The organism is Streptomyces sp. NPDC054834, from assembly GCF_053611185.1.
Genome location: NZ_JBSGZV010000083.1, coordinates 1 through 22,232 on the forward strand (window position 1 = coordinate 1; position 22,232 = coordinate 22,232).

The 22,232-nt window shown below is 67.7% G+C and carries 22 protein-coding genes and 5 pseudogenes; 18 read left to right on the forward strand and 9 right to left on the reverse strand.

Annotated elements, in window-relative coordinates:
- A pseudogene (locus ACWGJM_RS47305) lies at nucleotides 1–215 on the reverse strand (ISL3 family transposase); the annotation flags it as partial.
- Nucleotides 216–315: 100 nt separating this feature from the next.
- Nucleotides 316–543, reverse strand: coding sequence for a hypothetical protein (locus tag ACWGJM_RS47310; protein WP_453417991.1), 228 nt, complete (start codon nucleotides 541–543; stop codon nucleotides 316–318).
- A gap of 191 nt (nucleotides 544–734) precedes the next feature.
- On the opposite strand from ACWGJM_RS47310, the gene ACWGJM_RS47315 reads away from it, so the two are divergent.
- The 11 genes and pseudogenes from ACWGJM_RS47315 to ACWGJM_RS47365 all read left to right on the forward strand — a co-directional run bounded on the left by ACWGJM_RS47315 (nucleotide 735) and on the right by ACWGJM_RS47365 (nucleotide 11,080).
- On the forward strand, nucleotides 735–923 hold the full coding sequence (locus ACWGJM_RS47315; RefSeq protein WP_453417992.1) for a hypothetical protein: 189 nt from the start codon (nucleotides 735–737) through the stop codon (nucleotides 921–923).
- Nucleotides 924–1,074: 151 nt separating this feature from the next.
- Nucleotides 1,075–1,305: a DUF6207 family protein gene (locus ACWGJM_RS47320; RefSeq protein WP_453417993.1), complete on the forward strand. Its 231-nt coding sequence runs from the start codon at nucleotides 1,075–1,077 to the stop codon at nucleotides 1,303–1,305.
- A 288-nt stretch (nucleotides 1,306–1,593) separates the two neighbouring features.
- The gene (locus tag ACWGJM_RS47325) at nucleotides 1,594–4,059 is read left to right on the forward strand and encodes an FG-GAP-like repeat-containing protein (RefSeq protein ID WP_453417994.1); all 2,466 of its coding nucleotides are present in this window, start codon (nucleotides 1,594–1,596) and stop codon (nucleotides 4,057–4,059) included.
- A gap of 131 nt (nucleotides 4,060–4,190) precedes the next feature.
- On the forward strand, nucleotides 4,191–4,769 hold the full coding sequence (locus tag ACWGJM_RS47330) for a hypothetical protein (protein ID WP_453417995.1): 579 nt from the start codon (nucleotides 4,191–4,193) through the stop codon (nucleotides 4,767–4,769).
- A gap of 456 nt (nucleotides 4,770–5,225) precedes the next feature.
- Nucleotides 5,226–5,477: pseudogene (locus tag ACWGJM_RS47335) on the forward strand (IS5/IS1182 family transposase); the annotation flags it as partial.
- 235 nt (nucleotides 5,478–5,712) lie between these two features.
- Entirely contained in the window at nucleotides 5,713–6,285 is a 573-nt protein-coding gene (locus tag ACWGJM_RS47340; protein ID WP_453417996.1) for a hypothetical protein, read from the forward strand.
- 998 nt (nucleotides 6,286–7,283) lie between these two features.
- Nucleotides 7,284–7,862: a hypothetical protein gene (locus tag ACWGJM_RS47345; RefSeq protein ID WP_453417997.1), complete on the forward strand. Its 579-nt coding sequence runs from the start codon at nucleotides 7,284–7,286 to the stop codon at nucleotides 7,860–7,862.
- A 429-nt stretch (nucleotides 7,863–8,291) separates the two neighbouring features.
- A complete protein-coding gene (locus ACWGJM_RS47350) occupies nucleotides 8,292–8,672 on the forward strand; it encodes a hypothetical protein (protein ID WP_453417998.1) in 381 nt (126 codons plus the stop codon).
- A gap of 37 nt (nucleotides 8,673–8,709) precedes the next feature.
- Nucleotides 8,710–9,524, forward strand: a protein-coding gene (locus ACWGJM_RS47355; RefSeq protein WP_453417999.1) for an IS5 family transposase whose coding sequence is annotated in 2 segments (ribosomal slippage) — nucleotides 8,710–9,049 and nucleotides 9,049–9,524 — 816 coding nt in all. Because the reading frame shifts where the segments join, the coding sequence is not laid out codon by codon here.
- 31 nt (nucleotides 9,525–9,555) lie between these two features.
- Nucleotides 9,556–10,176, forward strand: a complete 621-nt coding sequence (locus tag ACWGJM_RS47360) for a hypothetical protein (protein ID WP_453418000.1) — start codon at nucleotides 9,556–9,558, stop codon at nucleotides 10,174–10,176.
- A gap of 127 nt (nucleotides 10,177–10,303) precedes the next feature.
- The gene (locus ACWGJM_RS47365) at nucleotides 10,304–11,080 is read left to right on the forward strand and encodes a hypothetical protein (protein ID WP_453418001.1); all 777 of its coding nucleotides are present in this window, start codon (nucleotides 10,304–10,306) and stop codon (nucleotides 11,078–11,080) included.
- Between the two features lie 186 nt (nucleotides 11,081–11,266).
- Here the strand turns inward: ACWGJM_RS47365 and ACWGJM_RS47370 are convergent.
- Nucleotides 11,267–11,416, reverse strand: a pseudogene (locus tag ACWGJM_RS47370) (IS1380 family transposase); the annotation flags it as partial.
- 3 nt (nucleotides 11,417–11,419) lie between these two features.
- Nucleotides 11,420–11,734, reverse strand: a complete 315-nt coding sequence (locus ACWGJM_RS47375) for a hypothetical protein (protein ID WP_453418002.1) — start codon at nucleotides 11,732–11,734, stop codon at nucleotides 11,420–11,422.
- 167 nt (nucleotides 11,735–11,901) lie between these two features.
- Here ACWGJM_RS47375 and ACWGJM_RS47380 point away from each other — a divergent pair, with 167 nt between their 5' ends.
- The 3 genes from ACWGJM_RS47380 to ACWGJM_RS47390 all read left to right on the forward strand — a co-directional run bounded on the left by ACWGJM_RS47380 (nucleotide 11,902) and on the right by ACWGJM_RS47390 (nucleotide 13,410).
- Nucleotides 11,902–12,033 (forward strand): hypothetical protein, encoded by a 132-nt coding sequence (locus ACWGJM_RS47380; RefSeq protein ID WP_453418003.1) that lies wholly within the window; start codon nucleotides 11,902–11,904, stop codon nucleotides 12,031–12,033.
- A 718-nt stretch (nucleotides 12,034–12,751) separates the two neighbouring features.
- Nucleotides 12,752–12,982 (forward strand): hypothetical protein, encoded by a 231-nt coding sequence (locus tag ACWGJM_RS47385; protein WP_453418004.1) that lies wholly within the window; start codon nucleotides 12,752–12,754, stop codon nucleotides 12,980–12,982.
- 14 nt (nucleotides 12,983–12,996) lie between these two features.
- Nucleotides 12,997–13,410: a hypothetical protein gene (locus tag ACWGJM_RS47390; RefSeq protein WP_453418005.1), complete on the forward strand. Its 414-nt coding sequence runs from the start codon at nucleotides 12,997–12,999 to the stop codon at nucleotides 13,408–13,410.
- A 493-nt stretch (nucleotides 13,411–13,903) separates the two neighbouring features.
- On the opposite strand, the gene ACWGJM_RS47395 is transcribed toward ACWGJM_RS47390, so the two are convergent.
- Both ACWGJM_RS47395 and ACWGJM_RS47400 read right to left on the reverse strand, forming a co-directional pair.
- Nucleotides 13,904–14,158: a hypothetical protein gene (locus ACWGJM_RS47395; protein WP_453418012.1), complete on the reverse strand. Its 255-nt coding sequence runs from the start codon at nucleotides 14,156–14,158 to the stop codon at nucleotides 13,904–13,906.
- A gap of 131 nt (nucleotides 14,159–14,289) precedes the next feature.
- Nucleotides 14,290–14,751 (reverse strand): annotated as a pseudogene (locus tag ACWGJM_RS47400) (replication-relaxation family protein); the annotation flags it as partial.
- 228 nt (nucleotides 14,752–14,979) lie between these two features.
- Between ACWGJM_RS47400 and ACWGJM_RS47405 the strand changes: the two are divergent.
- Nucleotides 14,980–16,524 carry a hypothetical protein gene (locus ACWGJM_RS47405; RefSeq protein WP_453418006.1) on the forward strand — a complete coding sequence of 515 codons (1,545 nt, stop codon included), beginning with the start codon at nucleotides 14,980–14,982 and terminating at the stop codon, nucleotides 16,522–16,524.
- Between the two features lie 278 nt (nucleotides 16,525–16,802).
- Here ACWGJM_RS47405 and ACWGJM_RS47410 read toward each other — a convergent pair whose 3' ends face one another.
- Entirely contained in the window at nucleotides 16,803–17,627 is an 825-nt protein-coding gene (locus ACWGJM_RS47410) for a helicase associated domain-containing protein (RefSeq protein ID WP_453418007.1), read from the reverse strand.
- Nucleotides 17,628–17,759: 132 nt separating this feature from the next.
- On the opposite strand from ACWGJM_RS47410, the pseudogene ACWGJM_RS47415 reads away from it, so the two are divergent.
- From ACWGJM_RS47415 to ACWGJM_RS47425, 3 genes and pseudogenes are all read left to right on the forward strand, one after another.
- Nucleotides 17,760–19,230 (forward strand): annotated as a pseudogene (locus ACWGJM_RS47415) (IS21/IS408/IS1162 family transposase).
- Nucleotides 19,227–20,018, forward strand: a complete 792-nt coding sequence (gene istB, locus ACWGJM_RS47420) for an IS21-like element helper ATPase IstB (RefSeq protein WP_453418008.1) — start codon at nucleotides 19,227–19,229, stop codon at nucleotides 20,016–20,018. Before ACWGJM_RS47415 ends, istB begins: the two are co-directional and overlap by 4 nt.
- Before the next feature lie 595 nt (nucleotides 20,019–20,613).
- Entirely contained in the window at nucleotides 20,614–21,045 is a 432-nt protein-coding gene (locus ACWGJM_RS47425) for an HIT family protein (RefSeq protein ID WP_453418009.1), read from the forward strand.
- A gap of 154 nt (nucleotides 21,046–21,199) precedes the next feature.
- Here ACWGJM_RS47425 and ACWGJM_RS47430 read toward each other — a convergent pair whose 3' ends face one another.
- Both ACWGJM_RS47430 and ACWGJM_RS47435 read right to left on the reverse strand, forming a co-directional pair.
- Nucleotides 21,200–21,715: a hypothetical protein gene (locus ACWGJM_RS47430; RefSeq protein ID WP_453418010.1), complete on the reverse strand. Its 516-nt coding sequence runs from the start codon at nucleotides 21,713–21,715 to the stop codon at nucleotides 21,200–21,202.
- 259 nt (nucleotides 21,716–21,974) lie between these two features.
- Nucleotides 21,975–22,232: transposase (locus ACWGJM_RS47435; protein WP_453418011.1), on the reverse strand; the 258-nt coding region annotated here is incomplete at its 5' end.

Genomic DNA, 22,232 nt, shown 5'->3' on the forward strand with positions numbered 1-22,232 from the left:
TCGATGTCGACGAGGATGGTGCAGTAGTGGCGGCCCTTGCGGGTGGCGTACTCGTCGACGCCGACCACCCGCGGCGCGGGGACATCGGGCTCGGGTAGCGCATCGACCAGCCGGAGCACCGTGCTGCGGCTGACGGACACCCCGAGAACGCGGGCGATGCGGGCTCCGGCCCGGCCCGCGAGGGCCAGGCCGACCGCGGCCAGGGTGGAGCGCAACGCTCGGTCCGCTGACCGTGCCGACGTGTCAAGCCGGGTATCTGCTCGACGAAGGTACGGCGTGCGCAGCCCGAGTTCCCGCAGGTGAACCGACGGACCCTCAACTGGAGAACAACGCTTCGGCCACCGCTCGGCACATCAGCGGGAAACCGCAGTAGGAACCATGAACCCGGTTCGACCAGACTCCGCAGACCGGGCACAGGGCACCGTTCGCGATGCATTGCGCGTCAACGCGCACTATCTCGATGTTCACGTCCACCGACAGCACCGTGACGTCCGCGATCGACGGGAACAACAACTCCTTCAGCCAGCGCGCGACTTCTTCCACGGCCCCGAACTGTCGGCCCAACTGTCTTGTCCACGGACCATTTTCGGGCGACTTCGCGCACGGCTCGAAGGTATCCGGATGTCACTCAGAGTGGCCATGCCACAGAAGTTGAGCCAGAACCTCTACTCTGCAGCAGCGCACGTTCATGTTGTCGGTGGCGGCTGTGAGGCTGGAGGGCATGGACAGCGACGATGAGCAGCCGCTGCGGGGCCGGCGACCATCCGGGCCCGATGCCGGGACGGTGCTACGCGGAACTGGTGGGCGGGCCGCTGGACGGACTGCTGCTCGACATCACCGGCTGGAGGCCGGAGGAGATCGGCGACGGTGTCTCCCTCCTCACGGAGCTCGGGCAGTTCGGCCCCGGCGGGCGGGCGCTGTAGGACCCGCGCCCCGGCGACCCGGCCCGCTGGGACTGGGGCGGCGACAGCCGTTGACCACCGGCGCTGGGGCGGGTGAAGACACCGCTGCGGCGGAGCCCTCCCGGGACGCCCGGACGTAGTGTCGTTCATGCACCCGATTCACGAGACGCACGTGAGTGAGCCAGGCCTGGTCGTCGACGTCGCGGCCGCCGGCGACGCCACCGCCCTGGTCTTCCAGCAGCTGCTCGCCGATCGGTGGGCGACATCGCCCGCACAGCTCACGACGCGGGACGCCGGCGAGCCCGGCGTTCGGCTGCGCTGCTACCTGGACCTGCGACAGCAGATCAGCCCGGCCGCACTGGCCGGAGGCCTGCCACGGGCCGGCGCAGCCGCACCTCGGTGACGGGCCTGCGCCCGACGGGCACGGGCCGCCTGCTGGCGTACTCCCGCACTGCCAGCATGGGGCCGGGGCGGCATGGCTGCGGAAGCGGCTGCCACGGGGGTTCCATACGGGGAGGAGCGGGTTTACGCCCTGTCAGTGGTCACCGGACCGTGAAGGGTTGCGGCCGTTGAAAGAATTTTCTTCACCCCTCTACGCCATTCAATCAAACTCCTTCACGATTCGCTCACGAACCCCCTAAGGTGCCGATCGGGGGGCGAACGGCCCCTACGGGGAGGGGAATTCACACACATGGGCAGATCAGCGCTGCCGTCGCGCCGTCGTGCCGCGGCCGCCGCACTCGTCACCGTCTCGCTCGCCCTCGCGGGCAGCACGCTCCCGGCCGTACCGGCCGCCGCGGCGACCGTGCAGCCGCCGTGGAGCAGCCCGGTATCGCTGTACGGCTACAAGTCCGAGGTCCAGGACGTCGTCATCGCCAAGGACGGCACCGCCGTGGCCATCTGGACCCAGTACACGACCGGCGTCCTCCACTGGGCGATGCGCCCCGCGAACAGCGAGACGTGGACCACCCGAGTCCTGGCCTCCGAGACGGTCAGCGAGGCGCGCCTCGCGGCCCGGCCGGACGGTTCGGTCGCCGCGGTGTGGACCACGACCGACCACATTGCCTCCGCCACCCTGGACGCCGGACAGTCCGCCTGGTCGCAGCCCACAGTGATCGCCTCGGACCAGAGCACGGACTTCGACTCCCCCGACCTCGCCGTGGGGCCGGGCGGGACGATCGCCGCCGTGTGGAGCCAGCGCGTGTGGCGGACCGGCAGGAGTGAGGCGTACGCCGCCACCCTGGTCGGGGAGGGCACCTGGTCCACCCCGGCGCAGGTCAGCAACGCCGCCACCTACGCGGGTGCCTCCGGCTACGGGACCGTCGGGCACCCGCAGATCGCCTACGACGGACAGGGCGGGCTCGTCGTTTCGTACTGGATGAGCGTGAGCTCCCAGTACTACCGGGTGATGACCAACACCAGGCCGTTCGACACCTACACCTGGCCGACCCCGCAGGAGATCACCGCGGCCACCGACGCTCCCACGCTGGCCTCCGCTCCGGACGGCTCGGTCCACCTGGTGTGGCAGGACGCGAACAGCACCTTCCAGATCATGCGCCGCGCCAGCGCGGCCTCCGCGTGGAGCCAGCCGCAGACCGCCGCGAGCGCCGTCGGCGAGCCCGCCGAGGTTCCGGAGCCGCTGGTCGGGCCCGACGGCGATGTCACCCTCGTCTGGACCGACCGGGCCACGGGCGCGGACGCCGTACGGACCACCACCTTCGACAGCACCGGCGGCACCTGGTCGGCGTCGAGGACGCTGTCCTCCGGTGACGCCCAGTACACGTCCGACACGGTCATCGCCCCCGACGGCTCGGTCCATGTGCTGTGGCCCGAGCTCGACGCCGGCCAGCAGCGCGAGTCCGTGTGGGAGTCCACCCTGGCCGGCGGGGAGTGGACGTCCGCGCGCCGGGTAGGTGGTGGACGGTCGGTGCACGTCGAGATCGCGGCGGACGCCGTCGGCTCCGCCACCGCGGTCTGGGGGCCTTCGTCCACCATCTCCTACGACACGGAGGTGATGGCCTCCACCATGGCCTGGCCCACCCTCAAGGTGACGGACAGCACGGTCCCGGCGAGGGTGTTCCTGAACGGCACCACCTCCTCCAGCGCCGCCTGGAAGCCTTCCTGGACCACCAACTCCGCCGTCGCCTCCTGGACGCTCACGCTCAAGGACACCGCGGGGCGGACCGTCCGCACTCTCACCGGCAACCCCGGCTCCGCCACGACGATCGCCCCGGTCTGGAATGGCCGCACCAGCACCGGCGCGATCGCCGTCAACGGCAGGCTCACCTGGACGCTGAAGGCCGTCCAGTACGGCTCCGGCACCCCGTCGACGCTGGAGACCGGCACCATCGCGGTGGCCGGCGGCAGCCCGGCCTTCCGTGACTTCAGCGGCGGCGTCGACATCGTCTCCGACGGCTTCGGCGACCTGCTCCAACTCGACACCTCGGGCAGGCTCCAGTGGCTTCTGGGCACGGGCCGCGGCGACCTGACGGGGGGCGAGATCGGCGGCGGCTGGTCGACGAGCATCAAGGCGGTACCGTTCGGCGACCTCAACGGCGACCGCTGCAACGACTTCCTCGTCCGCGTCGGCGACGCCCTGCGCGCCTACCGGCCGGGCTGCGGCAACGAGCCGTCGGCCGCTGGCACGCCGTACAAGACGGTCTCCAGGACCGGCTGGAAGCAGTACGACGTCCTGACCTACCCCGGTGACGTCACCAAGGACGGCCGCCCGGACCTGATCGCCCGCAACTCCTCCACCGGCGCGGTCTACCTCTACAAGGGCACCAGCACCGGCACCCTCTCCGCGCGCGTGAAGCTGTACGCCAACTGGAAGACGTACAAGAAGGTCGTCGGCGCCGGTGACCTCAACGGCGACGGCATCGGCGACCTGATCGCCCAGGACACCTCCAACAACCTGTACCGCTACTACGGCAAGGGCAACGGCACCTTCGCCGGCCGCGTCAAGATCGCCAGCCGCTGGGGCGGCTCCTACAACGTGGTGGTCGGCGTCGGCGACATCACTGCCGACGGCAAGAGCGACCTGATCGCCCGCGACACTGCCGGCAACCTCTACCGCCAGTCCGGCGACGGCAAGGGGTCGTACGGCACCCGCGTCAAGATTGGTAGTGGCCTCAACCGTGCCAAGGGGCTGTTCTGACGGTCCGCCGGTAGCGCGGGCGGGTGGGCGGGGGCGAGCCAAGTGTGCGTTCAGTCTCAGCGACACGCCGCGAACACGGCGTGTCGCTGAGCCGGGGGAGCGGGGCACCTCTTCCGCTGAAAGAGGGCCTAATGCTGCTGCGTGAAGTGACGTTCACCGTCGACCTCGGCGAACACGGTTACCTCATCGGCTTCGACGACGACTACCAATTCCCACCCGAGATGCCGTTCGGCTGGCGCTGCGGCCCGGCCGGCGAAGCCATCGCCGTCGTGCTCCCCACCACCGACACCGGCCCGCTCCAGATGACCGTCCAGGTACACGACAACGCGCCCGCCCCCGAAGCGGATGACCGATGGCAGCCGGCGGAGGAGATGAGCCTGCGCGCCGACATCCCCACCCTCTGCCTGGCCACCATCGGACAGGGCGACTTCTGGGACGCCTGGCCCGAAAACGAACCCCCACTGCAGATGCCGCCCCCCGCCGCCAGCGGCGACTGGGTACGCATGCGCCTGTACTGCCACGCCGACGACCCCGAACCCGGCATCGGCGACCACGGAGAACACCACCTCATCCAGCTCTGGCACGCCCCAGCCACCCCTGCCCTGCACCCTCCACTCGGCGAGGAAGACCGGCAGGCACGCGACGAGTACGCCGCGCACCAGCCCGGTACCGTGGAGGAATACACCATCGAGTATCCGCCGCGACACTGACCGGACCGGCCGCAGGCCCGTGTCCGCGCGCCCGGCAGCCGGCTCACACGCCTTCGGATCACGCGTGGCCACTCCTTCCGCCGACTGGGGCGCCTCACGCGACACCTTCTTCCGCGCACTCCGTAGCTCTTGTCGACCCGCCACATGCCCGTCCTGCGGCCGAGGACGTCTTTACTCACTTTCGGGTGAGGGCCTGAGCGCTGCTGGTGTGGCGTGGTGTGGCGGAGTGGGTGCCCGGTCCGGTGCGCCCGTACGGCCGAGGTCTCTGGCGGGCCGTCAACAACATTCTGTGTATTGATGGACGTTGCCGGTAATAGTTATGGATATATGCATGGACCGTAACGGGCTTCGCGTTTCCTTCATTCGTCCTGCACACGGGCTGCAACGTGTGGGTGCGCGGCCGACCGGCCGCCCACTCAAACACCGCACCTCCCGCTCGCGGCCCAAAGGCCGCGGCTACCAGGGGTGTGTACCAGCCCCAACCGGCGCGAGCTGCGCAGACGTCGCATCCTGCCGGTGATCTTCCGCGCCCCGAACATCAAGGGCCTCGGCAAGCTCCGTTACGTCGTCGAGCAGACTTTCTCTCTCCTGCATCACTTCAAGCGCCTGGCCGTCCGCTGGGAGAGACGCCTCGACCTGCATGACGCCTTCGTCTTCCTGGTCTGCGGTCTCATCTGCTGGAGACGCCTCAAGAAGGCCCGCTCATGATCGTGTTACGAGCTCTCAGGAGGTTCACAGGCATCACACAAGATCCGTGGCGCGAACTTTCCGTTGTTTGTCCGGTTCCATGCCGTATAGCCACCGCCGTGCCGCGTCGCGCTGACGTACGGCTCGGGCAGCAGGACCCCGAACGTTGTGCGCGCACGCGTCAGCCACGACGGGAGGCACAGCAGCAACATCAAGAACCGCGTCGGGAATGCTCACGTCTCCGTTGGTGAATGTCATGTCCCAGCAGCCGATGGGGGCTCAGCGACCATGTGCGAAACGACGATGTGCTTTTCAGGAACTGGGTGAGGCGCCGGTGACGACGAGCGGTGGGCTTCGACCGGGCCAGTCGATGATGTGGATGGTCAGTTCGTTCTTCCAACTGGACGGTGAATCCGTCGGAGCGTTCGCGTCGCAGGCCGGTCCTGGTCGTCAGCATGTGTTGGGCAGCACGGACCGAGTCGGCGACGACCCGCGTCTGCGCGTCGACTTCAATGAGGGGCAGCCCCTGCTGTCGGCACATGGACAGCGGGTGGGAGAGCGCCATGGGAACACCGTGCTGCTGTGGGAAGCGGAGTACCGCATCCGCCGTGCTCGATTCCGCAGGAAGCTGCACTTCTCCGTAACATCCGAAGAACGAACCGTCCTTGATGTCAGGGAGACGTCCAGGCCCGACCGCACTGTCCACACATACGTCACCCGCAGCGATCCCGCGCTCGACCCGGTTGCCGTGCTCGGCCTCATCCTGCTGGAGGCACGGCCCGACAAGATGTCGGTCCTCAACGAGCTGTTCGAGAGGGGACAGACGTAACGGCTTGTGCGGAGTCGGCCTCCAGGCCGGGGAAACCGGCGCGAGCCTGCGCGGCGCAGGGTGGCGGGTCGTCGCGCAGCGCAGCCTCGACGCGGTTGGAACTGCGAACCCTCCTTGGGAGTCGCACCGCAAGCACCGGGTCGTACGAGGGCTGTGGGACGCCCCCACAGCCTCCGGCGTCTGAACCCTCCCGTCCGCGTCGATGCGTACCCCCAGGGAACGGTCCCCCGAACTTGTCTACGCTCATCGGCGAGTACTTCAGCACTGAGCCCTCGTACGTTTCGTTGTGACAGGTCTGGAGTGCCTTCTCCATCGCGGCGAACGACTCGGCGGCATCGCTCGCGCTCGCGAACTGCCGAATTCCCACAGACGCAACCGCGGCGGTCAGGCCTCCGCCCTTTTGGAACGTGCGCGAAACGTGAACCTGCGCCGTGTGCGGCTGGCGGTAGTTGCAGAACGTCTTGTCGCCTGTGCTGGGATCGGTGGTGGCCGACCAGCCGGCAGGCATGTGCGACAGCGGCAGGAGAGCGGATGTGAGCTGGGTTTTTGTGAGGACTGCTGCCTGCGGAGTTGGAGAGGAGGACGCCGGGCTGCACCTGGCGGAGCTATGCGGCGCGGCCGGCCTCTGCGTCCGTCCACCGGATACCAGCCGGTGAAGTCTTCATCGATGAACAGGCTGTCCAGGCGATCCCGCACCCACATCGCCGCCGTACCCCGCGGGTTGCTCGCCCGCGCTATGCGTACCGTCAACGGCGGAATCATCCGCCCCGGACTGGACCTCATTGCCATCGCGGCCACCCCTCCGACCGCCGAATCCACCCCGCTGAGATGAGCGGACCACACCGAAGACACGACCAGATCTGAAGCCAGGCAAGTTCACCCTGTGGCGCGCGAAGATCACCAACAGCATCCAGAAGTTGGACCAGAACCGTTCAGACCGTTGACGCCAACCCGTCTACGGGTGGGGCGTTCTCGGTGGCGGGCGCTACCTTTCCAGCATGGGGATCTATCTGGTCAGCGTGGGTGCGCGGGAATGGCTCGACGGCGACGAGGACGAGGGCGGCCGGGGAGCCGTCGCCTCGGCGCTCGAGGAGGAGTTGGAGCGGCGGGGGCTGCCGCGGTACGAGCCCGTTCGGGAGGAGGAACCGGGGGTGTGGTTCGAGGAGAAGCTCATCCCTCCCATGGACGGGTTCGCGGCGCTGTGCCGCGCGCACCTGACGCCGCGGGAGCAGGAGACGTTCGGCGAGTGGTCGGTGCTGGTACCGGTGTCGCTGGAGGAGGAGATACACCTGCCCATCGGCTCCGCCTACACCGACACGACCGTGATCGCGGGAGCGCCGCAGGTGCTCGCCCTGGCCAGGCGGCTGGCGGACGTCATCGGACTGCCGCCGGAGGTGCCGCAGGAGGCCGGGAACCTCGGTCTGACGTTCTGGTTCCTCGAGGGCGAGGCGAAGGAACTGGCCGCGGCCCGGCCAGGGCCCTGGAGCGAGGACCTGGACGCCGCGTTCTACGTCGCCGTGTACCTGCGTGCCGCCGAGCACTCACTGCGCCGCGGCTGCCCGATGACCTACAGCTGACGCTACGAGTCCGCCCGTGGCGACGTGAGGGCGGCCCGAACCGAAGGTGACCACTGGCCCGCCGGGAACCGGCGCGCCTTGGCCGTGTGGTCACGCGGGCGGTAGCGGTGGCAGTCTCCCACGTCAGCACCACGACGGACCCTTGTGGAAGACCGCATGATTCCCGACCGCACCAACCCGGCCGCCCCTTCGGCCGCGCAGACCTCCGAGCCACCGAGTTGGCAGCGCCGAGGAGGTTGGCCAGACCCTGCCTCGCCCGTCGGCGGGGCCGCCGCGCCAATCCGCCGGCAGAGCGGCGGACAGTGAGCGGAGGAGAGCAAGGCGCACGCCGCGCGGGTGGGGTTGGCGCATTCCGCCACAGGTACCTGCCGAGCCCGAGACAATCGGCAATGACCGGTGTTCCAGCCACGTTTGGCAAGGGGGTTGTGCATGGCACTGCAGGACCGTCTGGAACTCCAGCTGCGGCGCGAGCGGCTGCTGAAGGCCGCTGGAGTCTCACGCGTGGAACTGGTCTTTGCCCCGGCGACATGGCGGGTGGTGAAGCAGCACTGCCAGTACCCGTTCAGCCACTTCAAGAACTTCCCCTGCGAGAACAGCCACGACGTACCGGATGAGGACGGTTTCCTGCACGTAGAGCTGGAAGGGGCCGACCTGGCGCGGCTCGTTCAGCGCACCTACACCGCCCGCTTCACCGTGATCGACGCGGCTCGCCGCGCCGTGTGCCGACGCGTCTGGGATGCTACGGGCGCGGTGTTGGATGGCATCGACCTGGAAGCTCCTGACGGCAAGCAACTGGGCCCATCGTCTTAGACGGTGTCCTATGTGGTGATCGCTCGTTGGTCTGTCTATGGGGCGGGGTACGTGGAGTTGGATTGTTCCGGACGGGCTGTGGGAGATCGCCGAGCCGCTGATCCCACCGTCGAAGGTGCGGCTACAAGGCGGCGGAACGCAGGACACGCCTGATGAGACGCTGTTCGCGGCGATCATCTACGTGCTGGTCAGCGGTTGTTCCTGGCGAGCTCTGCCACCGTGTTTCGGGATATCGAAGTCGACCGCGCACCGTCGGTTCCTGATCTGGTCGCGGGCCGTGTGGGGCCGGCTGCATGAGGCGGTGTTGCACCGGCTCGATGACGCCGGTCTCATCGACGTCTCGCGCGTGGTCCTCGAATCCGCTCACGTGAGGGCTAAAAAGGGGGCGAACTCACAGGTCCGAGCCCCGTGGACCGGGGTAAGCCGGGTTCCAAGATGCACGTCCTGTCGGACGCGAAGGGACTGCCCCTTCTCGTCGGCGTCTCGGCCGCCAACGTCCACGACAGCGAAGGCCTGAAGCCCATGGTCGAGGGTCACCAAACGAGACACGACCCCCACCGCGGCCGCCACTTCAAGCCCCAGCGCCTGCACGCCGACAAGGCGTACGACATCCACCACCTGCGTAAATGGTTACGAGGCAAGCGCATTGGAGTGCGCATCGCCCGCAAAGGCGTCGAGTCCAGCGAACGATTGGGCCGCCGTAGGTGGGTGATCGAGCGGACCATCTCCTGGCTGTCCGGCTACCGCAGACTCAGCCCTCGCTATGAACGCAATCCCCGCAACTACCTGGCCTTTCTCGGTCTCGCCGCAGCCATCTGCTGCTACAAGCGGTACGTCCGCCTCACCACATAGGACACCGTCTTAGACAATCGAGCGGAACATCATGGATCCACTCCAGATCCCGGCGCTCTTCGGGTCCCTGGCGAAGCACCCGCAGCACACCAGGGGCGGCGCCACGACGGCCGTCATCGGGATCGGGTCCGCGGGCCGGATCGTCTCCGTCGACCTGGACGCCGACTCCCCGCATATCCTGGTCAACGTCTCCACCGGCGGCGGCAAGTCGGCCACCCTGTGCACCGAGACCGATGCCCGCGAGTGGGTCACCACCGGCAAGACCGCCGACCCCGGGCCCGCGGCCGTCCCGACGCAGGCCGGCCCGGTGCAGTTGCAGAAGCCGCCCGCGTCCGACGTGCAGCCCGCCCGCCGTGCCCGCCGACTTCCTCACCGACGCCTGGAGCACCACGGCGCCCGCACCCGAGCCGGCCCCGGCCGCGACTTCCTCACCGACGCCTGGAGCCTCAAGCCGCCGACCCCTGCCGCCAACCCGGGCGACAGCGCGGCCGACGCCACCACGGTATCGACGTCGCCGGCGAACCCAGCCCCGGTCGAGGACGACCAAGCGGTGGGGCTCCGCGAGGTGTTCGAGAATCACCTGCCGGGCGTCGCCCGTCTCTACCCTGTGGTCCTGGGCGGTTCCCACCCGTACCTGAGTCCCGTTGCCTAACGGGCCGGCTCCACCTCGAAGGCCCTTTGTCGGATGGTGCCGGAAGACGTCAAGGAGGCCGAGTGTGCGTTGGAGACCTGGCAAGAAGGCAGGCCGGCGCCGGGACGGGGACGGGCCGTATGAGGGTGTGTCCCCTTCGCCAGCGGTCTCGCATCCGCGGGGTGTCCGGGATGAGCGCTGGCGCGAGTGGTTGCGGCGTTCGCGGGTCGGGGTCGACCTGGTCGCGTGGTGGGATGGCGGCGACATACGCAGTCGTATCGGCGACACGCCGTATAAGGAGCGCCTTGTCGACCTGCTGTCCCAGGCCTCCCCTCGGGACTGCGCCGCGATGGGCCTGGGTTGCAGTCGCCGTATCGACCGGCCGTGCCGGGAGCCGGAGACCTGCGGCCAGGACCGCATCGATTTTTCCGTCGCCGGTGCCGCTGCGTATCGTGTGGGTCCGGTGCCGGGTGCCTGCGGTTTCTTCGCGGACTGCTGGAGCGATTTGGAACTGCGGGTGGAATTCTCCGCCGATGACCGCCACCGGGCCGTGCACATGAGTGACCGTAACCGCTGGGGCGAGGTCGGCGTGTGGGTGGACGGCGTTCGGCTGATGGTGGATGCCTGGCTGGATCAGTCCGGGTACTGGGTGGGTGATCGGTTTTACGTGGTGCAGGCGGCGGGTCCGGAAGACCATCCCGATCAAGAGATCGCCCTCGGTCTGCTCGGCTACAGGATTCTCTCGCTCGTGATCCACGACGCCCGGCGGAGGACGACACGCCTGTTCGTCCCGGGTGCCTCGGAGACATGGACCGATCCGTTCGTGCGGCTGGAGAGCGATCAGTTGCATCTGTACGCGGACCAAGCCGCCGTCACGGGTGACCGGCCCGACCGATCGGTGCCTGCCGAATCGCCACTGCCGTGACCCGTCCCGGTCGGCGAAGCCTCGGGCTGGACGCCCCGGCCGTGATGCAGGCCGTATCCGCCTCGGTTTGTTTCTCTGCGGGTCCGCCGTGCCTGGCTATCGCCTGATCTCGGTGCTGCGCCACCGCGCGTACAGTACCCGCAGCAAGGACGTCTCCCCGTGTCTCCTGCCGGAGCCGTTTCGGCACTGGGCCAGGGCCAGCTTCGTGGCCTCGATGTGGTCGGCGGCGGTGTTGGAGCCCGCATTGCCGGGCCACAGCAGGCCCCCGACCGGCTCGCCGAACCCGCCGCGGCTGTGGTCGGCGAACCCCATCAGCGGGTGGTGCCCGAACGACCTGGACTAGACCGCCAATGGGTGCCCGACGGCCGTCACGGCGACCAGCCGCACCCGCCGCTGCTGCTCGTCTTCCACCATGTCGGCCCGCGCAACCCCAACACCGTCATCGCGCAGCTGGCCGAACTGACGCAGCGGCACTGGCAGGGCACCGCGTACGACGACGGCTTCCCCATGTACGACGGCAAGCTCCCCATCGTCGTCACCGGGATGAAGCACCTCCAGGAGCACGGCCCGGCCGGGGCGATCTTCCGGCGCTTCGGCCGCCCGCAGAACCAGACGCTCCTGGAGGCGATCGGCAACCCGCGCCGCGAAGCCCACGACGCCCGCCAGCAGGCCGAGTACGCAGCCCGCGAGCGGGGGTACAAGGAGCAGCTGCGCCGCGCGGCCGAGCAGCAGAGGGTCGAACGGGAGGCCCGCCGTCCCGTGTGCGCCGGCTGCGGCGCCCGGTTCACCGACGCACGGTGGAAGGCGATGGAGCCCTCCGGTTGGGATGCCCCAAGCGAGTCCCCCATCCGCACCTGTGCGACGACTGCAAGCAGCGCGCGATCACCGCCGAACGCCAAGCCCAGCACACCGAGCCCGAGCAGCAGGAGCAGGACCAGGCGGTGCCCGAATAGAAGGCCGGCGGCACCTGGCTCTCGTGCTTTCGTTCCTGAACTGGCGGCGGCCCTGAAGGGCCTGACGCCCGCGTCCCCCTCAGAGCAGTCCGTGACCGGCACGTGCAGAAAGGGGAGGCCGTTGGCCTCCCCTTTTGCGGGCGGGGCGTGCGCCAACACGGTTCCCGCCGATGCCCTTGACTCTTGGTTGCACCCAGTTGACCAGGGGCTTTTCGGGCAATGGGTGCCCGTTTCTCTAGAACAGTTTGCGCTCGTAGGCGGGTCTACAGCAAAAGCGATTTGTACACAGATGAGCGAATTTCTGTTTTCGCATAGATATCTGCGCCTTCCGGAGGTGCGCGAGGGCGTACGGCCACGTATCTGTGGTGCGAGGCAAGGGCAGTGCAGGTGCATTGTCCCAGCTCGGGACCTTCCCTCTGCGGATCTACCAGCGGGTAACCATTTTCGTGGACACGAATGAGCGAACTAACTGACATATCACCCATACCGTACATATGTCATGCTCGTTGGGTTTCCGGAACCCCGGTATCGGCTGGGACACTGCCAGTGCCCGTGCGTCACACAGCGCCAACTGTGCGTCCATAGAAGCGGGTTGCACCCAGTGCGGGGGCCTAGCCAGGCCCCCGCACCAACAATCAGGGGTCCAGCCATGTCAAAAACTCGCGACGGTCGCGTCGCACCCGTTTCCCGGCCCGCCAAGGTGCCGCAGTCACAGCCGATGGACGAGCCGGCCTTGCACCGCCTTTCAGTGGCGCAGGTGCTGCCGACGATCACATTCCCAGTGATCGGTTGCGCGCTTTACATCGACGGCATGCCGCTCATGGCCATCTTCAGGTTGCTGCTTGGCTGCGGCGGCATCGGCGTCCTGGTAACCCTCGCGGTAGCCGGCGGGCGCCGTCTCTCGGTGGCCCTCGCGCGCAGCGTCCTCGCCCTCACTGACAACAGGTGATACGGAGCCCTCCCATGGGACGTTCCGAGAAACCCGTCGTGGGCCCCCGCCATCGGGCGGCGCTGGCGTTGAAGCTTCGAGCCATCCGCAAGCTTGCCGAGGTCACTTATGACGACATGGCCGAATTCGGCCAAGCATCGGCCGCAACCTACAAACGGACTGCCTCCGGTATGAATGTGCCGAAATTGTCCAGGGTGATGGAGTTCGCCGACACCTGCCACCTCGCTGCCCCGCCCAAGGCGCTTGACCGGCTGCGCGTCACATCACGCCCACGCCTTCTGTACAAATTGTGGGCGAACGCACGGATGGAGGAACGCGGCAGCCTGCGCCTACAGGCCCCCAGGGCTCGCCTTATCGCCAACTGGGCTGAGTTGAGCCTTGCATTAGCGACCCTCTACGAACGGATGGGAGCCCCCCCCGCTGCGTGAAGTCCAGGAGTTGGCTGGCGGCCCGATGCAGATACCACTGAGTACCCTCGCGCGGATCGTCAACCGTCAGGCCCTTCCCAACGACAACCAGCAGCTGCGCGCGTTCCTCCGCGGCTGCAGGCTGAGGAAGGAGCAACTACCGGAATGGGATGAAGCGTGGAGCAGACTCGTTGGCGGGCGCCCAGCTTCGCTCTAACTGCGTTGGACGTTACTCCTGCCTGGAGACGGCCTGGTCCCCCTTCCTCGGAGCCTCCAGCAAAATGCGACGGCCCTCCGCCGCCCACTGCAGTCCGAGGTTCACCAGCTGTTGGGGCTTGTCGCTGGTGAGCTTTCCTGCTGTGGTCGGGCCCGTGGTGGCCATGGTCCGGCCTGCGCAATGCCCCATTGCGCAGGCCGGTATCGGTGCGCAGACACGTGCAGCGCTGTGACCTGCTGTGGTGGGGCTTGTGGTCGGGCCTGCGCAATGCCCTTGTGTGCAGGTCCGGTTGAGCAGCTATGGATGCCGTGGGTTGTTCCAGCTGACGCTCCGGTCGGGGTTGTGGACGGGCCGCCATACGGGCGCTCCGGGCCCGTCCCGGAGGAGGTCGACCAGCGGCGCGGCCAGGACGGGGACGTTACGGCGGAAGTCGGACGGTGCCAGATTCCGGGCGGCGGCGTGCAGGGTGCTGATGCGGGTCTCGATCCCGGTGGGGCCGGTGCCGTCCAGGACGAACAGCACCCTGGGAAGAGCGGGTAGTGCCGTCGCCATTCCTCCTGTGGCGGTTCCTGGCCGAGGCCCGGCCGGCGCCGTCCGGGAGGAGGGGCCGGGACGTAGTCGTGGAGGCGGGCGTGGGCGTGGAGTTTGGCGGCGAGGCGTTCGGGGCCCATGGTGGCCCGGTCGACTTCCACGAAGGCCCGCAGCATCGACCAGCTGTCGCCGTTCCGGTTGCTGCTGCGGTAGTACAGGAGCGCATCGGGGCCGCCCCCGATGGGGTGGTAGACCTCGCAGAGCCAGTCCAGCGGCCGGCGCAACTCGCCGCGGCGGCGGCCGTCCAGGAGAAAGGCCAACGCGGTCTCGGTTACCGTCAGTCCGTGCCTGGCCCGCAGTCGTACCGCGGAACGCCTCTCCCTTGGCGACGGCCGCCAACCGGGCGCGCAGCGGGTCGCATCGAAGGCCCCTTTTGGCGGGCGTCGCTCCCGTAGCTCCGGCCGCTCGCAGGCGACCTGCACCCCGTACTGGGTGGGGAACCACACGCGGGTCCGCCCGGCCTGCGGCAGGGTGATCCGCTCGACCAGCCCCTCGGCACGGAGTTTGGCCAGCCGGCGCCGGGTCTGCTCGATCCGCACCCCTGGCGCGATCACCAGGTGCGTCTGCTCGGTCGTGTGCGTGCTGGAGGAGTTGGCGGCTCGGGAGGAGGCATCGGCGAGTGCGACCCTGCTGCAGGAAGCAGCGGGCGTCCCGGTCTGCGTGATTGGTGCGAGACGAAGCGGGACAGATTGACCAGGTGTCCTTGTTCTGTTTTCGGGTTATCCGGGTGAGGCCGACCGGCCTCACCCGGATAACCCACGAATCAGTCTTTTGGGGGATCTGTGGCGCGAGAGGTCTGGGATCTCGACGGCTTCCCCTACAGCGAAGGAGCGGACCTCTTCCTCCACGAGTTTTCGAGAGCCGTGACACCGGGTAAGTGGAATTACCTGGCCGTGAATCCACCACTGATGATCCTGGACGTCCCGGGCGAGGGATGGGCTCATGACAAGGCCGTGTATCGCGTCGCGGCAGCGCTCCGGGGGGCGCTCGATGCCGTGCCGAACACCTTCCTGACCGCCGAGAGGGGCTACAACTGGCCGCTCTCTGAGCAGGCAGTGTCCCAGTTGCAAAACCACACGCAGGGGCGGTACCCGCAGTTCTGGTTGATGGCCAGCCTTGTCGATTGCATCCGTGGAGGCGACTGCGAGGCCCCGGCCAATGCAACGCAGTGGCGACTGCGCGACTTCGCCTTCCAGCGGCAAGTGGTCGAGCAACCTCGCACCTTGGTGAGGCTTGCGTTCTGGGCCATGGAAGGCGGCCGGCTGTCAGCGACCTTCGGGTCGGTCGTGCTCAACCTGTACCGGCCGTTGTGGTCCTGGCGGATGTCCAGGAAGGTGATGCGTTGGCTGGGCGAACTCCCCGTGGCCGAGGGCAGCAGCGACCTGTTCGGGGTGATGAGCTGTGTATCAGCCATGCAGTCTCGGCGGCTGACATGCAAGGACGGCGACCCGGACCGCGAAGAGGCGCTGCAGGAGCTGGAGGACCTGTTGGTCCGTGCCCTGCTGGAAGATCTGGGCAGTTTCCGACAGCGACGTCGCATCGCTCGTCCCGTGCTGATGGTGGTGTTGCCCCAACCTGGAGCCGAGGGCACCCACGCCACCGAGCGGTTCCTGATCGCCCTGCACCAGGCGCGTGCCACCGCAGAACAGTCCAGGCCGCTAGCGATCGTCAGACCATTGGTGATTGCGGTGGGCCGTCCCTCGGAAACCCTCCTCGACCGTCTGGGCAACCCCACCGAGAGCGACCTCTGGCAGGCCGGGCTTGCCCTCCGGCAGAAGGACGAATCGACAGTTCTGGTCACCTTCCGGGAGATGGAACTCGCTGGGCCTGGCTTCAAGGTCCCGCCGGCCAAGCCCGCCCGCTGGTTCCGGCTTGGCTGGCGCGCCATGTCCCTGGTACAGGCGGCATTCACAGCGATGAGAAAAGGCATGATGTCAGTGCGGACCAATCAGAGCGAAGGCATAGGGCAAAGCGGTGCCTTCAACGAGCAGCAGCACCGGCGTGCATTGATAGCTGTCGGTGGTTGGATCGTCATACTCTTGACGGCCGCGTTGATCGGCCTGCGGGAAGTACTCGACAGCTTCCGGGCCCACGGACGGCTGGGGCCCACCGACGCGCCCGCCGTGGTGACCACCGATCGTCGCCCTTGGCACCGCCACCGGCACGCTGATCGGTGTCACGCTCACCGCCTACGCCAAGTACGTGCAAGCCCGTGGCCAGGCCGGAGCCGACATGGTCCGGGCAAAGGCCGAGCTGATGCGGGCAGAAGCCGACATGATCAGAGCCCGGGCCGGGCTCCCCGTGGTCGAGTCATCCGCCAATGGTGACTCCACAGCCACCCCATCGTCTCCGGAACCAGATACCAACTGACCTGCTCCGCCAGGAGCTCACCGTGGCGCGTGTGTTGGCGAGGAGCTGACGAAGGCGATTCCACCGGTGTACATCCGGTGTATCGGGGAGGAGTTCCAGCGGCTGGGTGGTTGCGGTGCCGTTCATCAGGGTGAGCGGGATGCGGAGCTGACACGCCCTCCAGTGTCGGAGCCGGGCTGACTGAGGGTCTGTGCCGACTGCGTCCGGCACGAACCCTTCAGAGCTTCTCACGCAGCTACGCTGCCCACTCCAGCCCGAGGGCGGCCAAGGCGGCGAGTTTGTCGGTGGTGAGCTTGGCCCGCCTCGACTTGTCGTTCGACAGGAGCACTCCGAGTTTGACCTCGGCGCCATCCCCCAGGCGTTCCACGTGACTGCGTGGCACGGTCACGGAGCCGGTGCGGGTCTTGTATTGCGCGAGGGCTGCTACGCCCTTCTCGAAGGCCCCCATGGGCGTCGTGGACGGCTTCGTGGGCTCCTTCGGCTCCGGGGCGAGCGGCGCGATGCCGAGGGCCTCCAGGCGTTCGCGCTGTCCGTCCGTCAGGGCCTGCCAGACCTTCGACGTCCGATGCCGGGCCAGCCACTTGCCGATGTCCATGCCGTGGACTGTGAACCCGGGCAGGATCTCGGTCTGGCCGGCCTGTCCCTCTTCGTCGGCCACCATCTCGCGCAGTGCGGCGTAGTTCCGTTGCCACTCCGCCGGCCACGCCGGGTTCCAGTCCTCGTCGACCTCCTTGAGCGCCGTCTCCCACTCAGGGTGACCCTCCAGGGCGCCGGGGCGGCGGAGGTTGGACAGCCACTGCCCGATCGGCCGGTCCAGCATCGTGGCGGGCCGGGGTGCGCAGAGCGTCCAGTGCTGGTCGTAGTAGGCCTTGGCGGCCTCCAGGTTCTCCTGGAAGCGTTCATCGGCCGGCGACCAGACCATGCCGAGCTTCTCTAGCCGCGCCGCGCGTTGGCCGTTCATCTGCCCGGCTCCGTAGGCGCGTCGCTGTTCCGCGATCCACTGTCCGAGGGGGTACGCGCCTTCCTTGTGGCCGTACGGAACCCTGGTGGCTTTGTTCACGGCTAGCGACAGCAGTTGTTCACGGGTTTGGGAGGCACCCCGATCCACGGTCGGGTGATGTTCACGAGTTTTGAGAGCACTGCGGTTCTTGCCAGGGCAGCATCGGGATGCTCCTGGTGAAAGGTGCTGGTCATGCCGCAGATGTCGAAGGTCGAGCTGTATGCGGCGATCCGGCGTGACCACCGTGCTGGTACGTCGATGCGAGCCCTGGAGCGCAAGTACGGGGTGACGTACCGGACGGTGCGGAAGGCGGTGAACTCTGCCTGGCCGGAACCCCGGAAGCAGCTCCCGCCGCGTGCGACCGCGCTCGATCCGTACAAGTTCGTGATCGACCAGATACTGCGGGCGGACCTGGATGCGCCGCGCAAGCAGCGGCACACGGTCACGCGGATCTTTCACCGGCTCGTCGAGGAGAACGGTCTTGTTCTCCTTCCGCCTGTCCTACTCGGGCAAGGCCGTCCATCGCGTCTTCGCCTCCTGCGGCCAGGAAGCGTTCTTCGAAGGCCACGTGCACGCGCTCCAAACTCTGGGTGGGGTCCCGCGGACCAAGGTCCGCTACGACAACCTGAAGTCCGCGGTCGCCCAGGTCCTGGGGCTCAGCCGGGCTCGGGTGGAGACGGACCGCTGGATCGCGTTCCGCTCCCATTTCGGCATCGAGAGCTTTTACTGCCGGCCCGGCATGGAGGGCGCCCACGAGAAGGGCGGGGTCGAGGGTCAGATTGGCTACTTCCGCCGCAACCACTTCACGCCTGTCCCGGAAGTCGCCTCGCTTGCTGAGCTGAACGAACTGGTCGACCAATGGGACCTCCACGACGGACGCCGGCGCATCGGGGCGAGGCCGCGGACGATCGACGAGTACTTCGCCGTCGAACAGCCGCTGCTGGCTCCTTTGCCGGACGAGCCGTTCGAGACAGGCCGTCTGTTCACGCCGCGGGTGGACCGCTACAGCCAGATCACCGTCCGCACCAACCGCTACTCGGTCCCCGTCCGCTTGATCGGCAAGAAGGTCCGGGTCATGCTGCACGCCTCTCACCTCGTGGTTTACGACCAGAACGTGGAAGTGGCCCGGCATGAACGCCTGATCGCCAAATGCGGAATCCGCCTGGACCTGGACCACTACCTGGAGGCCCTGGTCCGCAAACCGGGCGCCTTTCCCGGCGCAACTGCCCTGGAGCAGGCTCGTTCGGCGGGGAGGTTCACCCCGGTCCATGACGCATGGTGGGCGGCCGCCCGCAAGGTCCACGGCGAGAGGGACGGCACCCGAGCACTGATCGAAGTGCTCTTGCTGGGCAGGCATATCGCGCACGAACATCTGGTCGCCGGCCTGGCCACAGCCCTTCGGGCTGGAGCGCTGACCGCGGACGCCGTTGCCCTGGAGGCCCGCAAAGCCGCCCAGACCGAGGACGAGTCCACCACCCTTCCTGCCCAGCGCGATACGCATCCGGCAGGCCAGCCGTCGGCGACCGTCACGTCCTTGCACGAGTGGCGGCTCGCGCACCTTCCGCCGGACACCAGGCCACTGCCCTCGGTGACCCCCTATGACCAGTTGCTCCGCCGCCACCGCACCAGTGGCAGCACCCACCGTGAGGGAGAAGCCCAGTGACCCTGCCCCGCCAGCGGAACATGACCGAGCAGGCCGCCGACGCCGCGATCGACACCGCCTGCCGTCTCCTGCGGCTGCCAACGATCCGGGCTGAGTTCCCCGACATCGCAGCCGCAGCGGTCAAGGACCAGATGACCTACCGAGGCTTTCTCGCCGAGCTCCTGATGGCCGAGTGCGACGATCGGGCCCGGCGTCGCTCGGAACGGCGGATCAAGGCGGCCGGCTTCCCACGGGAGAAGTCGCTGCGATCCTTCGACTTCGACGCCAACCCGAATATCGACCCTGCCACCATCCACACCCTCGCCAGTTGCGAGTGGATCAAGAAGAGCCAGCCGCTCTGCCTGATCGGCGACTCCGGCACCGGCAAGTCCCACATGCTCATCGCCCTGGGCACCGAGGCCGCGATGAAGGGCTACCGCGTCCGCTACACCCTCGCCACGAAGCTGGTGAATGAGCTGGTCGAGGCCGCGGACGAGAAGCAGCTGAACAAGACCATCGCCCGCTACGGGCGCGTCGACCTGCTCTGCATCGACGAGCTCGGATACATGGAACTCGACCGCCACGGCGCTGAACTCCTCTTCCAGGTCCTCACCGAACGCGAGGAGAAGAACAGCGTCGCGATCGCCTCGAACGAGTCGTTCGGCGGTTGGACCAAGACGTTCACCGACCCCCGGCTCTGCGCGGCCATCGTCGACCGCCTCACCTTCAACGGCACCATCATCGAGACCGGCACCGACTCCTACCGCCTCGCCTCCACCCGAGCCGAGGAGTCGGCCAAAGCCAGCTGACTTCCGCTCGTCCGCTTTCAGAGTTCGCCGCGCCGGCGGCGGGCTGACGACTCAGCGAACGAGGGATCTGTCTCATTGTTCAGCGTGGTCGCCGTTCCGTTCGACGGCATCCATGAACTGATCGTGCACTCGCAGCTCACGCCCCCTACCTGGACTCGTCAGGACGATCGTCTTCGCCTCGCAAGGGCCGTGGGACCCGCCCCAAGCAACTCGCGCGTGATCACTACCGCATCGAGCACCTCGACTCGGCGCTCAGTCAGTAGCTGCTGCACAGCAGCCATCCCGCCATCACCGGTCAGCAGCGGCCGACACTTGTTGACGAGCGCCTCAAGCCGAGCCGTCCTCTCCGGATGCAGCCCACTGATCGCCATACTGTCGCCCCTCCACCATGCTCAAACTCTTCGATCATCCCCGAAGCCAGCTATAACTTGCGATTGGATTGCCACTGAGTAGCAGGCGCCGCGAAGGTCGAGTGCCGTCATTTCTCGGGCTCTGGCCCAACTTCTGTGAAATCTGCAGCACAGCCGCTCCGAGCCTCCCGGGCCGTATCCTCCCGGCCCGAACCCCGGATGCGGCCTGTGACAGGGTTGGCGACGTGGACTGCGTCTTCTGCCAACTCATTCATGAAGGCACCGCACACTGGGTGGCCCGTGCGGCTGAAGCCTGCGCGTTCACCCCGTTGAACCCGCTCGCGCCGGGCCACACGTTGGTCATCCCTACCAGCCACTTCACGGACGTGTTCGAGTGCCCGCCCGATGTCCTGGCGGCGTCGATGACGCTGGTCCAGCGCGTGGCGGCAGCCATGCGCACTGCCCTGGACGCCTCGGGCGTCAATATCCTGAGCGCCAGCGGACCGGGATCGGAACAGTCCGTTCCCCACCTACACTTCCACGTCGTTCCTCGGTGGGTGGATGACGGGATCTCGACGTGGCCGACCGGACAGTCCCGCCGCTGCCTCATCGGCGAGCCAGGCACGCAACTGGCCGCCGCACTCAACCGTGACCACGAGCCGCATCACAGAAGTTGAGCCAGAGCCCGAGATTGGACAGCAGTTGTTCAGCACTTCCGACAGCACTCTGCCGGGGTGCCGATTCCAACCCCCGGCGTCGGGTTGTCGAGAGTTGATCGAGGGGGAGATCGGCAGCTCCACTGGGCGGTGTCGGGGGAGCGGAGAGCGTTTCCTAGGCGTCCGGGTTCTTGCCCGTGGCGGCGGTGGTGATGCGGTCGACCTGAAGCTTGGCGAAGGACGGCAGGTCGTGGTCCTTGGGCAGCTGCTTGCCGAACATCACAGCCACGACGGAGCCGACGCGTAGTGCCGCAGTCGGGTACCCCTCGTCCGTGAAGGCGTCCGTCTCGTCGGCGCTCGTGTCGACGGCCAGCGGCTGGGGCTTGGTCTTCTCGTCCTTGTGGTTCTCGGCGACCGCCGCCTTCATGCCCGCCTTGGCGTTCTCAACGGAGTCGTAAGCGAGGAGGGTGAACATGACGTTGGTGTCGCCGCCCGAGTCGGTCGTGAAGTACTGGGTCGTCGCGTAGCCGGTGATCCCGGCGCAGCCCCACTGGGCTTGCGTCTCGCACTGCTCCCGTGCCGCGTTCCCGTTGAGGACGCGCGGCTCCTGGCCCTTCCAGCCCTTCGGGGCAGCTAGCTGACTGGGGATGGCCTGGGCTACCTGAGATGGGTTGAACGGTGCGTCGGCCACGCCTCCGCCTCCACCCTTCCCGCCACCGCCGGCGTTACCACCCGAGCAGCCCGCCAATGCCAGTACCAGCGTGAGTCCCATGACCGCGCCGCGCTTCCCCTGAAGCATCTCCAGCCCCCATTCGTGATCATCCGTCAGTCATACGTCATATCACGCAGCCACCCGCAGGGCCGCCTGGCCGTCTTGCTCAGTTGCCCGACCTCGCCCGGCAGTGGGCCGTTGACCCCGAGGGCACGCGCCGCACGTATAAGACGTGGTCTCATTTGGTGAGTCTGCGGTAGCAGATGAGGCTGCAGGCGATGGCTGTGAAGGCCAGGAAGTGTTCGGCCTTTCGCTCGTAGCGGCGGTGCAGGCGATGGCAGCCGGCCAGCCAGGACATCGTGCGCTCGATCGTCCAGCGATGCCGGCTAAGCCGTGTGGATGACTCGATGCCCTTGCGGGCGATGCGGTGCCGGATGCCGCGCTTGCGTAGCCATCGGCGCAGGTGGTCGTAGTCGTAGCCCTTGTCCGCGTGCAG